The 16,778-nt window shown below is 58.1% G+C and carries 17 protein-coding genes; 11 read left to right on the top strand and 6 right to left on the bottom strand.

Going from position 1 to position 16,778, the window contains the following annotated elements:
- Positions 1–41: 41 nt before the first annotated feature.
- The 3 genes from BUB54_RS02730 (at position 42) to BUB54_RS02720 (ending at position 3,232) form a co-directional block, all read left to right on the top strand.
- The gene (locus tag BUB54_RS02730) at positions 42–1,055 is read left to right on the top strand and encodes a ligase-associated DNA damage response exonuclease (protein WP_048877910.1); all 1,014 of its coding nucleotides are present in this window, start codon (positions 42–44) and stop codon (positions 1,053–1,055) included.
- A complete protein-coding gene (locus tag BUB54_RS02725) occupies positions 1,052–2,620 on the top strand; it encodes a cisplatin damage response ATP-dependent DNA ligase (protein WP_048877909.1) in 1,569 nt (522 codons plus the stop codon). The genes BUB54_RS02730 and BUB54_RS02725 overlap by 4 nt, the downstream gene beginning before the upstream one ends.
- Positions 2,621–2,716: 96 nt before the next feature.
- Positions 2,717–3,232: a hypothetical protein gene (locus BUB54_RS02720; protein ID WP_048877908.1), complete on the top strand. Its 516-nt coding sequence runs from the start codon at positions 2,717–2,719 to the stop codon at positions 3,230–3,232.
- Here the strand turns inward: BUB54_RS02720 and topA are convergent.
- From topA to BUB54_RS02695, 6 genes are all read right to left on the bottom strand, one after another.
- The gene (gene topA, locus BUB54_RS02715) at positions 3,229–5,883 is read right to left on the bottom strand and encodes a type I DNA topoisomerase (RefSeq protein ID WP_048877965.1); all 2,655 of its coding nucleotides are present in this window, start codon (positions 5,881–5,883) and stop codon (positions 3,229–3,231) included. The two genes, BUB54_RS02720 and topA, sit on opposite strands and share 4 nt — an antisense overlap.
- A gap of 36 nt (positions 5,884–5,919) precedes the next feature.
- On the bottom strand, positions 5,920–6,021 hold the full coding sequence (locus BUB54_RS21990; protein ID WP_304505014.1) for a DprA-like winged helix domain-containing protein: 102 nt from the start codon (positions 6,019–6,021) through the stop codon (positions 5,920–5,922).
- Positions 6,022–6,315: 294 nt separating this feature from the next.
- Entirely contained in the window at positions 6,316–6,687 is a 372-nt protein-coding gene (locus tag BUB54_RS02710) for a hypothetical protein (protein ID WP_048877907.1), read from the bottom strand.
- Positions 6,684–7,277 carry a glycerol-3-phosphate 1-O-acyltransferase PlsY gene (gene plsY / locus BUB54_RS02705; protein WP_073211185.1) on the bottom strand — a complete coding sequence of 198 codons (594 nt, stop codon included), beginning with the start codon at positions 7,275–7,277 and terminating at the stop codon, positions 6,684–6,686. Before plsY ends, BUB54_RS02710 begins: the two co-directional genes overlap by 4 nt.
- Positions 7,274–8,545, bottom strand: a complete 1,272-nt coding sequence (locus BUB54_RS02700) for a dihydroorotase (protein ID WP_048877906.1) — start codon at positions 8,543–8,545, stop codon at positions 7,274–7,276. Before BUB54_RS02700 ends, plsY begins: the two co-directional genes overlap by 4 nt.
- A complete protein-coding gene (locus tag BUB54_RS02695) occupies positions 8,542–9,465 on the bottom strand; it encodes an aspartate carbamoyltransferase catalytic subunit (RefSeq protein WP_048877905.1) in 924 nt (307 codons plus the stop codon). The genes BUB54_RS02700 and BUB54_RS02695 overlap by 4 nt, the downstream gene beginning before the upstream one ends.
- 101 nt (positions 9,466–9,566) lie before the next feature.
- Between BUB54_RS02695 and BUB54_RS02690 the strand changes: the two genes are divergently transcribed.
- The 8 genes from BUB54_RS02690 (at position 9,567) to BUB54_RS02655 (ending at position 16,771) form a co-directional block, all read left to right on the top strand.
- On the top strand, positions 9,567–9,977 hold the full coding sequence (locus BUB54_RS02690; RefSeq protein WP_048877904.1) for an OmpA family protein: 411 nt from the start codon (positions 9,567–9,569) through the stop codon (positions 9,975–9,977).
- Positions 9,978–10,201: 224 nt separating this feature from the next.
- Complete coding sequence (locus tag BUB54_RS02685; protein ID WP_048877903.1) at positions 10,202–11,335, top strand: Hint domain-containing protein; 1,134 nt, start codon at positions 10,202–10,204, stop codon at positions 11,333–11,335.
- Between the two features lie 40 nt (positions 11,336–11,375).
- Positions 11,376–12,008: a trimeric intracellular cation channel family protein gene (locus tag BUB54_RS02680; RefSeq protein ID WP_048877963.1), complete on the top strand. Its 633-nt coding sequence runs from the start codon at positions 11,376–11,378 to the stop codon at positions 12,006–12,008.
- Positions 12,009–12,150: 142 nt separating this feature from the next.
- Positions 12,151–13,155, top strand: a complete 1,005-nt coding sequence (locus tag BUB54_RS02675; RefSeq protein ID WP_052948304.1) for a sugar ABC transporter substrate-binding protein — start codon at positions 12,151–12,153, stop codon at positions 13,153–13,155.
- Positions 13,156–13,159: 4 nt separating this feature from the next.
- On the top strand, positions 13,160–14,134 hold the full coding sequence (locus BUB54_RS02670; protein ID WP_241869321.1) for an ABC transporter permease: 975 nt from the start codon (positions 13,160–13,162) through the stop codon (positions 14,132–14,134).
- The gene (locus tag BUB54_RS02665; protein ID WP_048877902.1) at positions 14,131–14,871 is read left to right on the top strand and encodes an ATP-binding cassette domain-containing protein; all 741 of its coding nucleotides are present in this window, start codon (positions 14,131–14,133) and stop codon (positions 14,869–14,871) included. The genes BUB54_RS02670 and BUB54_RS02665 overlap by 4 nt, the downstream gene beginning before the upstream one ends.
- A 6-nt stretch (positions 14,872–14,877) precedes the next feature.
- On the top strand, positions 14,878–15,885 hold the full coding sequence (locus tag BUB54_RS02660; protein WP_048877901.1) for a LacI family DNA-binding transcriptional regulator: 1,008 nt from the start codon (positions 14,878–14,880) through the stop codon (positions 15,883–15,885).
- A complete protein-coding gene (locus tag BUB54_RS02655; RefSeq protein ID WP_048877900.1) occupies positions 15,869–16,771 on the top strand; it encodes a ribokinase in 903 nt (300 codons plus the stop codon). Before BUB54_RS02660 ends, BUB54_RS02655 begins: the two co-directional genes overlap by 17 nt.
- The last annotated feature ends 7 nt before the right edge of the window (positions 16,772–16,778 follow it).

Below are 16,778 nucleotides of genomic sequence, written 5' to 3'. Positions count from 1 at the left end.
GCACCATATCCTGTTTTCATGATTTGTTCTATACTCCCTCCATGGTCCCGCACCCGGAAAACTGGCTGAACCCGACGCCATCCGGCCTTTATTGCCGGCCCGGCGATTTTTATATTGATCCGGTGCGGGTGGTGCCGCGCGCGGTCATCACGCACGGCCATTCAGACCACGCCAGACCGGGGCATGAGCATGTTCTTGCCACGCCTGAGACGCTAGCCATCATGCGCGCCCGCATGGGGGAAGAACGGGCTGGAAAAATATTGCAGCCTGCCGTTTATCATCAGCCCATAAAAGTTAACGACGTTACTGTAAGACTGGTTCCGGCGGGGCACGTTCTGGGCTCGGCGCAGATTGTGCTCGATTATAAGGGCAGCCGCGCTGTTATCTCCGGTGATTATAAGCGGCAGGCGGACCCGACCTGCGCGCCGTTTGAGCCGGTGCGGTGCGATGTGTTCATCACAGAGGCCACATTCGGTCTGCCTGTGTTCCGGCATCCTGATCCAGCGGAGGAATTGCGGAAGCTACTGCGCTCCCACGCTTTGTTTCCTGAACGGACGCATGTGGTGGGGGCGTATTCATTAGGTAAATCCCAACGGCTGATCGCCTCTTTGCGTCAGCTTGGCTATGACGCGCCGATTTATCTGCATGGGGCGCACGCTAATCTCTGTGCACTTTATCAGTCTCTGGGGATTGATCTGGGAGATTTGCGACCGGCCACGGTGGCGCAAAAGGCGCAGTTGAAAGGAGCGATGGTTTTAGCACCACCATCGGCCATTGGGGAGCGCTGGGGGCGGCGGCTGGAAGATCCGGTGGTGGCGCAAGCCTCGGGCTGGATGCGTATCCGCCAACGCGCCAAAGCCGCAGGCGTGGAGTTACCGCTGATTATCTCCGATCATGCAGATTGGGACGGGTTGCTTGCGACGATCAAAGAGACGCAAGCCTCTGAAGTTTGGGTTACGCACGGGGCGGAGGAGGCGTTGATCCGTGCCTGCGGGCTGCTGCAAATCCGCGCGCGGGCGCTCTCGCTGATCGGCTATGGCGAGGAGGAGGAATGAAAGCCTTTGCCGAGCTGTTGGAAAGGCTGCTGTTCGCGCCGGGACGAAACACCAAGATCGCGCTGCTGAGGGCTTATTTTGCCAGCCGGCCAGACCCGGAGCGCGGCTACGCGCTTGCGGCTATTGCCGGAGCGCTCGATTTTCCGGGCGCCAAGGCGGCCACGCTCAAGGCACTAGCGGCGGCGCGGATGGATGCTGAGTTGTTCGCCCTGTCTTACGATTTTGTCGGGGACCTGGCCGAGACAATCGCGCTGATCTGGCCCGCCCATGGTGATACCCCTCCCGCCTTGCCGGAGGTGATTGAAGGCTTGCGCACCGCTAACCGCGCGGAGATTCCGGCGCTGATTGAAAGCTGGCTGGACCGTTCCGATGCCTCGGCGAGGTTCGCTTTGATCAAGCTGCTTACCGGGGGCTTGCGGGTTGGGGCGAGCCTCAGGCTTGCCAAATTGGCCCTGGCGGAGATGGGGCTGGTGGATGTAAATCAGATAGAGGAGGTTTGGCATGGTCTGAACCCTCCTTACACTTCTTTGTTCAGTTGGCTGGAGGGAAAAAGCGCCCGGCCAGAGCCCGGTGAGGCACCGGTGTTCCGCCCCGTGATGCTGGCCCACCCGATGGAGCCCGGGGATGTGGCGCGGACGGATTGGCGAGCCTTCCGGGCGGAGCAGAAATTTGACGGCATACGGGTGCAGATTGTTGCCACGGCGCAGGAGCGGCGGCTTTATACTCGCAATGCCGAAGATATTTCACATGCGTTCCAGGAAGTCTTGGAACAGCTGACATTTGACGCCGTGCTGGACGGAGAATTGCTAGTGATCCGCGATGGCGTGATCGCGCCGTTCACTGATTTGCAGCAGCGCCTCAACCGCAAGACCGCAAGCGCCAAACTACAACGAGAGTTTCCAGTGGGGATCATGCTTTATGACATGCTGTTTGAGGCGGGCGAGGATATCCGGCCTTTAAGTTTTGATGCGCGACGTACGCGACTGGAAGGTTGGTTTGCAAAAACCAAACCAGAGCGTATGCAGCTTTCGCCCTTGATTCCTTTCAGCTCCATCGACGAGTTGGCTTCATTGCGCGAGGCGGCCCGTACAGTTCAAAGTGAAGGGCTGATGCTCAAACATTGTGAAGCCCCTTATGTTGCCGGGCGACCCAAGGGGATGTGGTGGAAATGGAAGCGGGAGCCGTTAAGTCTTGATGCGGTTTTGATGTACGCGCAGCGCGGCCACGGCAAACGATCTTCCTTTTACTCTGACTACACGTTTGGCGTCTGGACAGCGGATGGTGAATTGGTGCCAGTGGCCAAAGCCTATTCCGGCTATACGGATGAAGAACTGAATTTCATCGATAAATGGATCCGCGCGCACACGATTAATCGCTTTGGCCCGGTCAGAGAGGTTGAAAAAACCCTAGTGTTTGAACTAGGCTTTGATTCAGCGCAGCTTTCCACGCGGCATAAATCTGGTGTGGCCTTGCGGTTTCCACGTGTGTTGCGTTTGCGGACCGACAAGCCCGCCTCTGAAGCCAACCGGCTGGAGGATGTCAGACGACTGATTCCATTAGAATGAGCTTGTGGACGGTTAAAATTCGAAAATGATTCTATAATTTTCACAATTTTTTGAGCGCAAGCCCTATACTAGCCATCTCGGAGAGGAGGAGAAAGTATGACGCAGCGTCATCAGGAAAAGCATTCCCCCGGTTTTGAGTTTTCCGCGATCGCGTTTGATCCGGAGCCCTATGTGCGACAATGGCAGACACGCACCACCAAAATGTTGCAAGCGCAGGAACATATCGCCAAATCTATGTCCGCGGCGATACGCGCACAACTGCGCTACGGGCAGGAGGTGATGGCGGAACGCATGAATATGCTGCGCTGGGATGGGCTGGATGCCACCCACGCAACCGCGCAAATGCAGAAGGAGATGGAACACTTCTCCGCGCTCATCAAGGAGATTTCCAGCGAAATTCGGGGCGGCTTCAACGAGGCCAATGACATCATGAAAACTCTGGGTTCCGCGTCCAAGGCAAAGCACGTTGAGCCAAAAGTTGAGCCAGAACCGGCGCCCGATGCGCAGGCTGAGGCTGATTCCGGGGGCGCGCCAGTAGCAGAACCGCAACACAGCGCACCTAAGGCCGCCGCCGCGCCGGTGCGGCGGGCGGTCCGCAGATCAAAGGTTTAAGCGCTCTTTTTAGCGGTTGTTTTTTTAGCGGTGGCCGTTTTGGCCGCCGCTTTTGCTTTGACCGGCTTCTTGGCCTGCGCTGCTGTCTCTTTCTTGGCTGCGGCTTTCTTGGGCGCGGCCTTCGCTTTGGCGCCTTTCTTGCCGCGCGGAGCTAGGGTTTTGCCCTTTTCAGCCAAAAGCGCGATCGCCTCGTCCAGCGTCACATCGCCCATATCCGTGCCCTTCGCTAGGTTGGCGACGATGTTGCCCCATTGCACATAAGGCCCGAACCGGCCTTTGCGGACCAGCACGTCGGCACTGTCTTTCGGATGCTGGCCGAGCGTCTTGATGGATTCCTGCTTCTTGGCAATAAGATCCATGGCGCGGTTGAAGCCCAGATGCAGCACGTTATCGTCCCGATCCAACGAGGCAAAGAGCGCGCCCATTTTCACATAAGGCCCAAAGCGCCCAATATTGGCTTCGATCTTCTGGCCGGTTTCCGGGTGCAGGCCGATCAGGCGAGGCAAGGAGAGCAAGCCCAGCGCATCCTCGAGCGTGAGGGTGGCGCCGTCCATCCCGCGTGCGAGGGAAGCGCGTTTAGGCTTGGCTTTCTTGTCCTCCGGGTTCGGCTCGCCCTGCTGGACATAGAGACCGTAAGGCCCACGGCGGAGCGTGATATCCTCGCCCGTTTCAGGGTGCTGGCCGAGCACGCGCATACCGTCTTTCAGGGAATCATCCTCTCCCTCGCCGCCATCGACAGCAAGTTTGCGAGTGTACTGGCAGTTTGGGTAGTTCGAGCAGCCAATGAAGCTGCCGAAGCGCCCAAGCTTCAGCCCCAGCCTGCCATCGCCACAGGAGGGGCAGGCCCGCGGGTCTGAGCCATCATCCCGGCTTGGGAAGAAATGCGGGCCGAGATCATGGTCCAGTGCGTCGATGACATCGGAGATTTTAAGCTCCTTGGTCTGGGCCACGGCGGCAGAGAAATCGTCCCAGAAGGCACGTAGAACCTCACGCCAATTGGCGTTGCCTTCGGCGATCTGGTCCAGTTCACCTTCGAGATTGGCAGTGAAGCCAGTATCGACATAGCGGGCGAAGAAGCTGACCAGGAAGGCGGTGACGAGACGGCCGCGATCTTCTGGGATAAACCGACGGGCTTCCAGCTTAACATAATTGCGATCGCGCAGCACAGTGAGGATGGAAGCGTAAGTGGAGGGACGGCCGATGCCGAGTTCCTCCATCTTTTTCACCAGCGATGCCTCGGAATAGCGCGGCGGGGGCTGAGTGAAATGCTGGGTGGCGGTAACATCGCGGGTCTTGGCCGGATCGCCTTTGGCGATGGGCGGCAGGATGCGGCTGTCATCGTCCTGGTCCGACGGATCGTCCTGGTCCTCTTTGTACAGCTTCAGGAAGCCGTCAAAGGCCAGCACGGAACCAGTGGCGCGCAGGGTCTGCCCCTTGCCGTCAGTCAGGTCCACGGCTGTCTGGTCCAACTCCGCCGGGGACATTTGGCAGGCAAGGGCGCGCTTGTAGATTAGCTCGTAGAGCTTTGCCTGCTCGGCATTGAGGATACGGGCGACTTTTTCGGGCTTCAGCGAAATGTCCGTGGGTCGGATGGCCTCGTGGGCTTCCTGCGCATTCTTCGCCTTGCTCTGATAGACCCGCGGAGCGACGGGGAGATATTGGTCCCCGAACTCGGCCTGAATCTGCTTGCGCATGGCGGCAACAGCCTCCTGGGCCAGTTGCACGCCGTCGGTTCGCATATAGGTAATAAGACCGACCGTATCGCCGCCAATCTCAACGCCCTCATAAAGCTGCTGGGCAAGACGCATGGTTTGCTGGGAGGAGAAACCGAGCTTGCGGCTGGCTTCCTGTTGGAGGGTGGACGTGATGAAAGGCGGTGGCGGGGAGCGGCGGGTACGCTTTTTCTCGACGGAAGCAACAGTGAAATCGCCCGCTTCGACAGCCGCCTTGGCAACTATGGCTATCGCCTCGTCGTTCAGATCGAACTGCTCCAGCTTCTTGCCCTGGTAGTGGGTGAGCCGGGCAGGGTAGGGCGCGCCGGTGGGAGTGAGCATGGCGGCTTCCACTGTCCAGTACTCGCGAGCCTTGAACACCTCGATTTCTGCTTCACGCTCGCAGATGAGACGCAGCGCGACGGACTGCACTCGGCCAGCGGATTTGGACCCTGGCAGCTTGCGCCAGAGCACGGGAGAGAGGGTGAATCCCACCAGATAATCCAAAGCGCGGCGGGCGAGATACGCCTCGATCAGAGGGGTATCCAGGTCACGTGGGTGCGCCATGGCGTGCTTCACGGCGTTCTTGGTGATCTCATTAAAAGTCACGCGGCGAACATGGACGCCTTTTAACGCATTACGCTCGGCCAGGGCCGTCTGCACATGCCAGGAGATCGCTTCGCCTTCGCGATCAGGGTCAGTGGCGAGGTAGAGAGTCGAGGCGCCCTTGAGCGCCTTGGCAATCTCGCTGAGCTGTTTGGCGCCGCGGTCATCGGCTTGCCAATCCATGGCGAAATCTTCGTCCGGGCGAACGGAGCCATCCTTAGGCGGCAGATCGCGGACATGGCCGAAGGAGGCCAGAACCTTATATGAATCACCCAAATATTTGTTGATCGTTTTGGCTTTTGAGGGAGATTCGACGACGACGATATCAGTCAACGGGCCGGTCCATTCATGCGTCAAGCCGCGCGCGGCTTAGGGGTCTTCAGGCAGGGCCACCCTGTCCCCGGTCAGGCTTTCCACACGTCCTGCCAGCTCAAGCTCCAGAATAGCCGCCCTTATTACTGTCATCGACAGTTGGCAGCGCTACGCGATCTCGTCAACTCCAACGGGTTCGGCGTTGAGCAATCCGGGGATTTCGCGCCAAAGGCGTGAAAACGCATCGTCGGGCGCTGGTGGGCTCCTCTCAAAGCGACACAGGCTCGTTGAAAGAAAGGAGCGTGGTAGGGAGTGAAGTGGCTGGCGGCTTTGGCGCGGGCTGACTCGTCATCCACCGCGCGCATGGTCGGGAGATAAAGAAACAGGAAGCAGCTACAAGAAAAAGGGGCAGCACTATCCGAGCAAGCCAGGTGCAGAAAGCCGAGCGCTGGATCAGCCATTCAAATTCAAGATGGAGAGGATTTCACCCAATTTGGCGGGCGGCACCACCCAGGCGCCCACCGGCTTGGCGTTCTCGTAGAAGCTGGCGATGACACCGCATGCGGGTGTTTGCCCGGCGAGCGCGTCCTCAGGGGTAGATGGGCCTGTGGCCACCAACGCGCCGATTTCGTCAAACCCTGGCTCATTTACGTTAATGAAACCTGGAGCGGGCTGGCCGGTGCCAATAGTAATCCAGAGCGGACCAGTGGGCCTGTTGCATTGGCCAGCATTAAACATATGGATTCGGTTAGCCTGCAAATGGCTGAGAGCCAAGGCGGGGGCGGCACTCAGCAACCAAGCGGTAAGACAAAGAAAAGTTTTCATGATGCAACCTTTTTGCCGATTCGTGGTTCTTCGCCGCTGAGTAGGCGTTTGATGTTGGGCCGATGCTTCCAATAGACCAAGGCCGAGATGATCAGCACGGCTTCCGCCGCCAGCGGCCCCGCCAGGAACAAGGCGGCGATGGGCGCGACCGCATAGGCCACTAATGCAGAAAGAGAGGAATAGCGCAGCGTGAAGGCCACCAGCAACCAGAGGGCGCAGCAGAGCAGCCCCAGCGGCCAGGCAAAGCCGTAAAACACGCCCAGTCCGGTAGCTACGCCCTTACCGCCCTTGAAGCCGAGCCAAACCGGAAAAAGATGCCCCAGCACCGCCCCAAGCCCGGCTACTAGCACACCATGGTGCAGAAACAGCTTCACCAGCAGCACAGCGACAAAGCCCTTCAAGCCATCCAACAACAAAGTGGCCGCCGCCAGCTTTTTGTTGCCGGTGCGCAGGACGTTGGTGGCACCGATATTGCCGGAGCCGATGGAACGTATATCGCCCAGTCCGGCCATACGGGTGAGCAGCAGCCCGTAAGGCACGCTGCCCATAAGGTAGCCGAAGATAGCTACACCAAGATAAAGACTGATCACCCGTAAACCCTCCGCCCAGCCTTCCAAGTGCCCAGGACCACGCCTTCCAGGGCACGGCCGTCGAAAGGCGTGTTCTGCGCCTTGCCGGGGAGACTTCCCGCCTGAACCTGCCAGGATTTTTCGGGATGGAACAAACACAGATCCGCGGCACGCCCCTTGGCCAGAACACCGGCGTCAATCCCCAGCCAAGCCGCAGGTTTAGCGGTGAGCAGGGCCAGCGCTTGCGCCAGCGGGAGGTCGCCGTTCTGCACCCGTGCCAGCGTGACGCCCAGCAGTGTGGCCAGCCCGGCGCCGCCTGGTTCGGCATCAGCAAAGGTCAGGCGCTTGTCGTCCGCGTCGCGCGGCTGATGGTCGGAGGCGATGGCGTCGATGGTGCCGTCTTTCAGCCCCGCAACCACGGCCTGACGATCAGCCTCCACCCGTAGAGGCGGGGAGAGCTTGGCGTATGTCCGGTAATCGCCGATCGCGGTTTCGTTCAGGTCGAAGTAAGGGGGGGCGGTGTCGCAGGTGATCTTCAGCCCCTTTTCCTTGGCGCGGCGGATCAAGTCTAGCGCTTCGGCGGTTGTAATATGTGCAAAATGCAGTGCCCCGCCTGTGAGTTCAGCCAGACGGATATCCCGCGCCACGCAGATTGCCTCGGCGGCGGCGGGAATAGCGGGCAGGCCCATCCAAGTGGCACGAGGCCCTGCTGTGGCCGCGCCACCACGGGCAAGCTCTGCATCCTCGGGATGCTGGACGATACAGGCACCAAAACCGGACGCATAAGAGAGCGCTAGGCGCATCAGACGAGAGGACGCGATGGGCTTACTGCCATCCGTGAACGCCACGGCGCCCGCTTGTTGAAGCAGGCCGTATTCCGCCAGTTCCTTGCCCGCCAGCCCGCGCGTGGCGGCGGCGTAGGGCAGTAGGGTGATGCTGCCAGTTTCCTCACCGCGGGCACGCAGGAAGTGGACCAGGGCCGGGTCATCGATAACCGGATTCGTCTCCGGCAGCACAGCGATGGTGGTGATGCCGCCTGCCGCAGCAGCCTTGGCCGCGCTGGAAACGCTCTCACGGTATTCATAGCCCGGCTCGCCAATGGCCGCTCGCATATCCACAAGGCCGGGGCACAATATAGCGCCTTCGGCCTCAATAATCTCAGCACCCTCAGGTGCGCCCAAGGAGGGACCAAAATCTGCGATTTTGCCGTCTTGAACCAGCAACTCACCTTCAATAAGGCTCTGAGCTGATCGATCCAAATATTTGATTTTACGGAATAAGATATTCACTGGTTGCTCCGCGCGCAGGTTTCCAGCACCGCCATGCGGACGGCGACCCCCATTTCTACCTGTTCCTTGATGAGGGACCGGGTGGCGTCATCAGCCACCTCACTATCAATCTCAACGCCCCGATTCATCGGCCCAGGATGCATGACCAGCGCATCCGGTTTCGCGCAGGCCAGTTTCTTCCGGTCCAGCCCGTAATAGGTGAAGAATTCACGGGGGGAGGGGACGAGGCCGCCGGTCATACGCTCTTTTTGCAGGCGCAGCATCATAACGATGTCCGCGCCTTTCAGCCCGTCTTCCATGTTGTGAAAGATCTCGACGCCATTCACCGCGATAGCGCCGGGCAGCAGGGTCGGCGGGCCGATTAGGCGGACGAAATTACCCATCATGGTGAGCAGGAGAATGTTGGAGCGCGCGACGCGGGAATGCGCGATATCCCCGCAAATTGCCACGGTCAGGCCAGAAATACGGCCTTTATTGCGGCGGATTGTTAGGGCATCCAGCAAGGCTTGGGTAGGGTGTTCATGCGTGCCATCGCCGGCGTTAATGACAGAGGCACCGACTTTTTGCGCTAGCAGTGCTGGGGCGCCGGAGCTTTTGTGGCGCACCACTAGGAGGTCGCAATTCATCGCGTTCAGCGTGGCGGCAGTGTCCAGCAGGGTTTCCCCCTTGGTGACGGAGGAAGTGGCGACGGACATATTCACTACATCAGCTCCCAACCGTCGCCCGGCCAGCTCAAAGCTCGTGCGGGTACGGGTGCTGTCCTCAAAAAACAAGTTGATGAGGGTGCGCCCGCGCAGAGAGTCGCGCTGGGTTTTGCCAGACCTGTTGAGAAGCGCGTAGCTCTCGGCTAGGTCGAGCAGATTGGTGACAGAGGCCGGATTGAGCCCCTCGATTCCGAGCAAATGTTTCATCGACGCCATGGCGAGCCGCCTTACACCATAATCCGGCGTTTCGGGGAATGATGCAGTTGATTTTTTGCGGCGCAGTTTACAAGATGCACTAAGCAATATCCGGGGGCGAGATGAAAAAACTTTTGGCTTTCAGCATGTTGGTGGGTCTTGGGGGGTGCGCCTCCATGGGGGCACCCCCCAGCCCGCTGCCCCCGGCGACGCCGGTTTTCTTCCAGCCCTTCTCTGCAGCCCTTGATCAGGCCGCGCTGAACGCCATCGCTACCGCCGCAAAGGCAGCAAGTGCTCAGCCGAACGCGCCGGTGGTGGTGGTTGGCGCGGCAGACAGTGTTGGCAGCAAACTAGCCAATAAGTATCTTTCTGAAACGCGCGCCCAAGTTGTGGCAGACCAGCTCGTCGCCGACGGGGTGGCTCAGGACCGACTACATATCCACGCTGAGGGAATGATCTATCCGAAGACGGAGACGCCTGGCACACCGGCACAAGGAGCACGGCGCGTATTGATCCAAATTGGCGGTGAATGAGGCTAAAATCCCGCGCCACCATGGCGTACTGCATTGTGGTAGCGAATATTTGATTAAAATTCTGTCTTGATAGAGGGCGACTTAAGTCGCCTTCTATTGTATCCTGGCCAATCAGCAACCAGTTCGTTGAAATTAAACGATTTTGACAAAAGTCAGGTCATATATCAACAAATCTGGTAAATAAGTGTAACGCGTTATGTTCGCTTATGGCGAGGAGAATATTTGTGGGTTGGCCCCCTGATACTGACGATTTTTTGGACATTTGGCCTCTCGCAGTGGAAGCCAGCGGTACGGGTGTATGGGACCGTAATGTGCAAACAGGGGAGATCCGGTACTCAGCCAGCTGGTTCCGTATGCTTGGCTACGAAAATGTGCCCCAGTCTAACACGATCGAGGTCGCGTATGAGCGGGTTCATCCAGACGATCTCGACTATGTCAAAGCCACGATGCAGGCGCATTTTGATGGCAAAACTCAGGATTATGAGGTTGAGCACAGGCTGCGGTGCAAGAACGGGAAATATATAAGGGTCCTAAGTCGCGGCAGGGTTGTTAGTCGCGACGCTGACGGAAAAGCTCTGCGTATGACCGGAATGACCACGGATATTACCAATACCCACAGCGTCAAGGCGCAGCGGGGCGGTAACCGAGCTTGTATTACCCGGCTTATACGCAAAAACAGCACGACGCCCCGGCGTAAACTCTATGCTGTAGATGAGACTAAGCCCGTTTTGCAACGCCGCGCGAAATCCATGCCCTGCTTTGCCCAGGGCACCGAGATCCTTACACCGCGTGGCCCTGTTGCGGTTGAGAAGCTGAAAGTTGGCGATGCCGTTCTCACGGTTAGGGAGGGCGGGCCGTCTGAACGAAATATCGTATGGATTGGCAAGCGCCGCTTTGGTACCAATACGAACATATTGCCTGAACAGCTCTGCCCAGTTCTGATTCTCGCGGATGCCTTTGGACCGAGCTTGCCAGAGCGCGACCTGCGCCTCTCGCCAGATCATGCCGTGTTCGCCGCTGATCATTTAATTGAAGTACGGCAGTTGATAAATGGCAGAACGGTTTTGCGCGACACAACCTGCCGTTCGGTTACTTATCACCACATCGCCCTTGAGGAGCACGATATTCTGCTGGCGGAAAACCTGCCTGTGGAAAGCTACCTTGAGTGTGGCGGCAAAGCGTCTTTTACAAATGGCAGTACGGTTGAAGAGCCGGTTATATTGCGCCCGGACGCTATTAAAACCATTGACGCCTATGGGTGCGCCCCGCTGGCGGGTCCGGGCTCGCCAGCGTTGCGCAAGACGCAGAAGCTGCTTGAAACCCAAATTCGACGTCAGAGCTATAAACCCGCCGAGTAAATTGACAATGAAGGTGGCTGTCCCGCCTTTATATAAGGACATGCATAATTATATCTCCGCGGACTTGATTGTAGTATCGGACTGGGTGGGCACACTGGCTTTTGCCTTAAGCGGCGCGCTGTTGGGCGTGCGCAAGCAGTTCGACCTGTTTGGTATACTGTTTTTATCCTTTGTTGTGGCGGTCACAGGCGGCGTGATGCGCGATGTGTTGATTGGCGCGCTTCCGCCTGCTGCCGTAACCAATACGCATTATTTCATGCTTTCAGTCGGCGCCGGGCTGCTGACCTTTTTTTGGTATCCCCGGATCGTATCGCTGCAAAAGCAGATTTTGCTGTGCGATATGATCGGCCTTGCCCTGTTCTCTGTTATCGGTACTCAAAAGGCGCTGGAATATGGGATCAATCCGCTAATGGCGGCTATTTTGGGCATGTTGACGGGCATTGGCGGCGGCATGGCCCGCGATGTTCTGGCACGCGAGATACCCTTTGTTCTGCGCGCTGATCTTTACGCCATCGCCGCGCTCGCTGCTGGAGGCATCGTATCCGTTGGCCACGTCATTGGCCTGGAGCCGCAGCTTCCTATGCTGTCAGGGGCGGGGCTTTGTATTTTTCTAAGGCTGATGGCCATTTACCGGGGGTGGCGCGCACCAGTTCCAAGATGGGAAGATAAGTGAGCACCTTTCAAGCCCGCAGCTCATTATGGCTTTGACTCTAAGTGCATGCGCAGATATTAATCGTTTAACCGCACGCAGAATCGGTCGGTTAAACGATTAAACAACTACAATCTGTGGCAGATGATGCCGCGGGAGGAAAAACATGAGACTTTCGATACGTCAGGTTCTGGCGGGCGCCGCTTCGGCGTGCGTGCTCGCATTTGCCGCCGCTGCACCATCCCATGCAGATACCACCAAAGCGCACATCGCCATCGTTGTCCGTGATTTTAACAACCCCTATTGGCGTGCGTTACGCGATGGTGCGGTGGCAGAAGGGCACAAGCTGAATGTGCCGGTGAGCGTGCAGGCCGGATCAAGCGAAACCGACGCTGTTGGCGAGAACGCCAAAATCTCGACCATGGCGAACGAGCCTTTTAACTGCTTCGGCGTTGTGCCCGTGAATGGCACAAACGTGATCACGCCGCTGATTCCGATTTCTAAAAAAGGGATTCCAATTATCAACCTTGATACCGGGTTGGATCAGGATGCCGTTCATGCCGCCGGGCTCAAAATCACCAGCTTCATTGGATCAGATAATTACAATGCCGGCCAGATTGCCGCTGAATATATGCTGGGCCTGCTAAACAACACCGGCAATGTGGCAATTCTGGAGGGAATTCCCGGCGAGCATAACGGCATTTTACGTGAAACGGCCTTCCGCAAGACCACGGCGGGCAAGCTTGATGTCGTGCAGGCCGAAGCCGCCGATTATGAGCGTAACCGCGCTTTGACTGAAACAGAAGATATGCTCCGCGTGCATTCTGACCTTGCCGGCATTTTTGCCGCCAATGACGAGATGGGCCTTGGCGCGGCACAGGCAATTGCCAATGCAGGCAAGGAAGGCAAGATCAAGGTCGTATCGATCGACGGCGTTAAGGAAGCGCTGGAAGCCGTGAAGTCTGGCAAACTTTCAGGAACAGTTTCGCAATATCCTTACGCCGAGGGCGAAATGGCGGTGCAAGCTTGCGTGGCACTCACCGAGGGCAAGCCTGTTCCGGCTCACATTACCTCGCCGATCAAGCTGATTACGCCCAAGAACGCGGATCAAGCGCTTAAATCTTTCCCCCGCCCCTTCTTCAGCTTTAACGATCCGTTTGGCGCGCCGTAATTACGTGAGCATCGTGAAAACAGAAACACTCAAGTCCACCGGGATCGCGCCAAAGCTGCGCGATCCCGGCTTCTGGGGCGACAATGCGGCGGTGATCGGGCTGATCGTCATTGGCGCGATCTTTTCCATGTTGACGCCGTATTTTCTGACCTGGGCGAATATTAGTGACCTACTGGTCTCCGCGTCAATTTTGCTTGTTCTGGCCACGGCCCAGCAATTTGCCATCGTCACAGGCGGTATCGACCTGTCCATCGCCGGGAATTTGCCTTGGGCGGCAGTGGTGTTCGGGCTTGCCTATAATGGCGGGCTTGGCATGGGCGTTTCGATCATCGCGGCGATATTGGCAGGTACACTTGTCGGGGCCGTTAATGGGCTGGTTATTGCCAAGCTCAAGGTGAACGACTTTATCGCCACACTCGGCATGTTGGGCGTCATGAATGGCGTGGCGCTGATTGTCAGCGACGGTCAGTCCTTCAGCGTCAATAGTCATTTTCTGCAAGCGTTGGCATTAGGGTCAATCGGGCCGGTTCGGTACTTTTATCTTATCGCCTTATTAATTGCCGCTGGGGCACATCTTGTCTTTACGCATACTGCGTTCGGCACGCATGTGCTTGCTACGGGCGGTAACAGGGAAGCAGCACGCAATATGGGCATTCCGGTGAGCCGTATGCGGATTGCCGTGTATATTATCGATGGCGCGCTTGTTGGCTTGGCGGCGGTTTTGCTGGTGGCGCGCACCGGCGGGTCTGATCCGTCTTTGCAGACGTCTGAACTTTTGACGTCGATTGCATCCGTTGTTCTGGGCGGCAGCTCACTCTTTGGCGGTCGGGCAGCGGTTGTGGGCACCGTTGCGGGTGCGCTTGTGTTGACGACCCTGCTGAACGGTTTCACGCTTTTGCAGGTTTCAGAATTTTATCAGCCCATCGCGGTCGGTATCGTCGTGATCGCCGCCGCAGTTCTCAGCAGGTTGCAGAGATGACCCCAGTTCTTGATATCCGTGACGTACGGAAAAGCTTTGGCGCTGTTGAGGCATTAAGAGGTGCGGAATTACTTTGCCCGGCTGGAGAGGTAACGGCACTGGTTGGTGACAACGGAGCGGGCAAGTCAACTCTGATCCGCTGTATCACCGGCGTACATGCTCCTGACTCCGGCTCGATTTCTTTTCGTGGCGAGGCCGTTGCTTTTTCCTCGCCGACGGATGCACGGGCGCGGGGTATTGAAACCGTTTATCAGGATCTCGCCTTGATCGAAGATTTGGCGGTTTGGCAGAATATGTACCTCAACCGTGAACTAACCAGAGGATTTGGCCCGTTCCGCTGGTTGGAGAGGCGGCGAATGATTGATGAAACGCAAACGCGACTTGGCAGGTTGCTTGTCAACATGCCTCCAGTACGCGCGAAGGTTCGTCGGCTTTCCGGTGGCCAGAGGCAATCCATTGCTATTGGCCGCGCGGCCAGTTGGGGATCATCTCTGGTTATCATGGACGAGCCAACCGCCGCGCTGGGGCTGCGGGAGCGTGGCGCGGTCGAAACGCTGATCGGCAATCTGCGCGGTGAGGGAATTGCCCAACTCATCATTAGCCACGACCTTGAGCAGGTGATGAGGATATCCGATAGTATCTGGGTTATGCGCGGCGGCCGGACGATCGCAAATTGGCGGACGAAGGACGTTGATCGCACGCGTATCGTCGCCGCAATCGCCGGCGGCACGGTTTAGCCTGCCATGGTGCGGCGCGCCGGTCCCTCTCTACGTGACGTGGCGGAATGTGCCGGCGTCTCCACCGCGACGGTTTCGTTTGTTCTTAACGATACAAAACCCGTTTCGGCGGAAACTCGTGCCCGCGTTGAGCAGGCCATTTCGGAACTAAATTACCGACGGAGCCCTTTGGCGCGTGCTTTGCGTACCGGGCGGCATCATGCAGTTGGCCTTTTGTTACCGGACCTTGCTAACCCGTTCTTCCCCGCCTTGGCTCAGGCGGTAACAGAAGCAGCCTGGCGGTGGGGTCATGCATTGATACTCGCCAGCGCAGGTGACGATGCCAAGGCAGAAGGCGAAGCTATGATGGCTTTGTCTGAGCGGGTTGACGGGATTATCTGGATTCCGGGCTCCAGCAAAACAACAGTCCGGCCCACGGTGCCGATGGTGGTGCTTGACCGACCGAGTTCTCAACTAGCGGCTTTTGACAGCATCAGCGCCGACCATCACGCAGGCGGAGCAGCCGCTGCGGCATTATTGCGCAAGCTGGGCCGTCGCAAGATTGGGTTACTTACCGGCCCTGGGGATTCAGCGAGCGCCTGTAGCCGTCGCGATGGTTTTCTGGCGGAATTAAACGTGGATAACCTGCTGTGGCAGTGCGAAGCGCCTTTTACGCTTGACTTGCCAAAGCGTGCCGCGAAACTGCTTGCGGACCCAGCACTGGACGCTGTTTTTGCGGCCAGTGATGTGATGGCGATTGGCGCTCTCAGGACATTGCGCGAGTTGGGCCGTGATGTTCCTGGTGAGGTCTTGCTTGTTGGCTATGATGATATTCCCTGGGCATCCCTTGTCGAACCACAATTAACCACAATCAGACAGCCCGTTACCGCACTGGGCGAATGCGCCGTAACCACACTGGCCTCGCGGATTGCTGATCCAGAGCGTCCGCCCGCGCATCATCTTCTGCAGGTCAGCCTCGTTGAGCGGGCCTCAACAGCAATCATGGGGAGTACGCGTGATGCTAGTCATCGGTAGCGCGAATATGGATATCGTCGTGCGGGCGCTACGCGCCCCTGCAGCAGGTGAGACCGTGATGGGGCTCGATTATGCGCTTTATCCTGGCGGTAAGGGGGCCAACCAAGCTGTTGCTGCGCGTCGTGCTGGGTCTTACGTACAGTTTTGCGGCTGCTTGGGGCGTGATGCTTATGGTGAAGCGCTGCGCGCTGCCCTGCTTGCCGACCAAGTGGATGTTTGTGCGTTAGGGGTTTCGGAAACGCCTAGCGGTGTGGCGCTGATTACCGTTGAAGATAGTGGTGAAAATCGTATCATCGTTGTGCCGGGAGCAAATTATGCGCTCAAGCCTGAAGGGTTACCGGAAATAGTCAGGCCCGGCACTGTAATGCTTGCGCAATTAGAAGTACCGATTGAGACGGTGCTGAACGGTGCCGCGAAAGTTCGTTCGGCAGGCGGTACCGTGGTGCTGAACGCATCGCCTGTGACGGGACTGAGTACTGCCTCAGGCGCAGCTTTGCTGGCTGCCACCGATGTATTGTTGGTGAATGAAACCGAGGCTGCGATGCTTCTTGACGTAGCGGAACTCCCCGCTCCGGCTGCGGCGGCACAGCGGCTGGCACAAGGGCGCCGGGCGGCGGTTATTACGCTAGGCTCTGATGGTGTTGTCTGGGCTGAGCAAGCAGGTTGCGGCCATATTCCGGCCCATCATGTTGAAGCCGTTGATACCACTGCTTGTGGCGATGCTTTCGCGGGGGGCTTTGCTGCTGCCTTGGAGGCTGGGAAAACTGTCGAGCAGGCCGTGCGTTTTGGCAACGCCGCCGGCGCGCTGACGGCGACGAAGCCCGGTGCCCAGCCATCCTTGCCGCAGCGGGGCGATATTGTTGCTTTTCTTGAACGGTTGAATTGAAGGAGCC

It is taken from the genome of Acidocella aminolytica 101 = DSM 11237 (genome assembly GCF_900129125.1).
Lineage (GTDB): Bacteria > Pseudomonadota > Alphaproteobacteria > Acetobacterales > Acetobacteraceae > Acidocella > Acidocella aminolytica.
The sequence above is the reverse complement of the archived record's forward strand: the minus strand, read 5'-3'. Positions and strand labels throughout refer to the sequence as shown.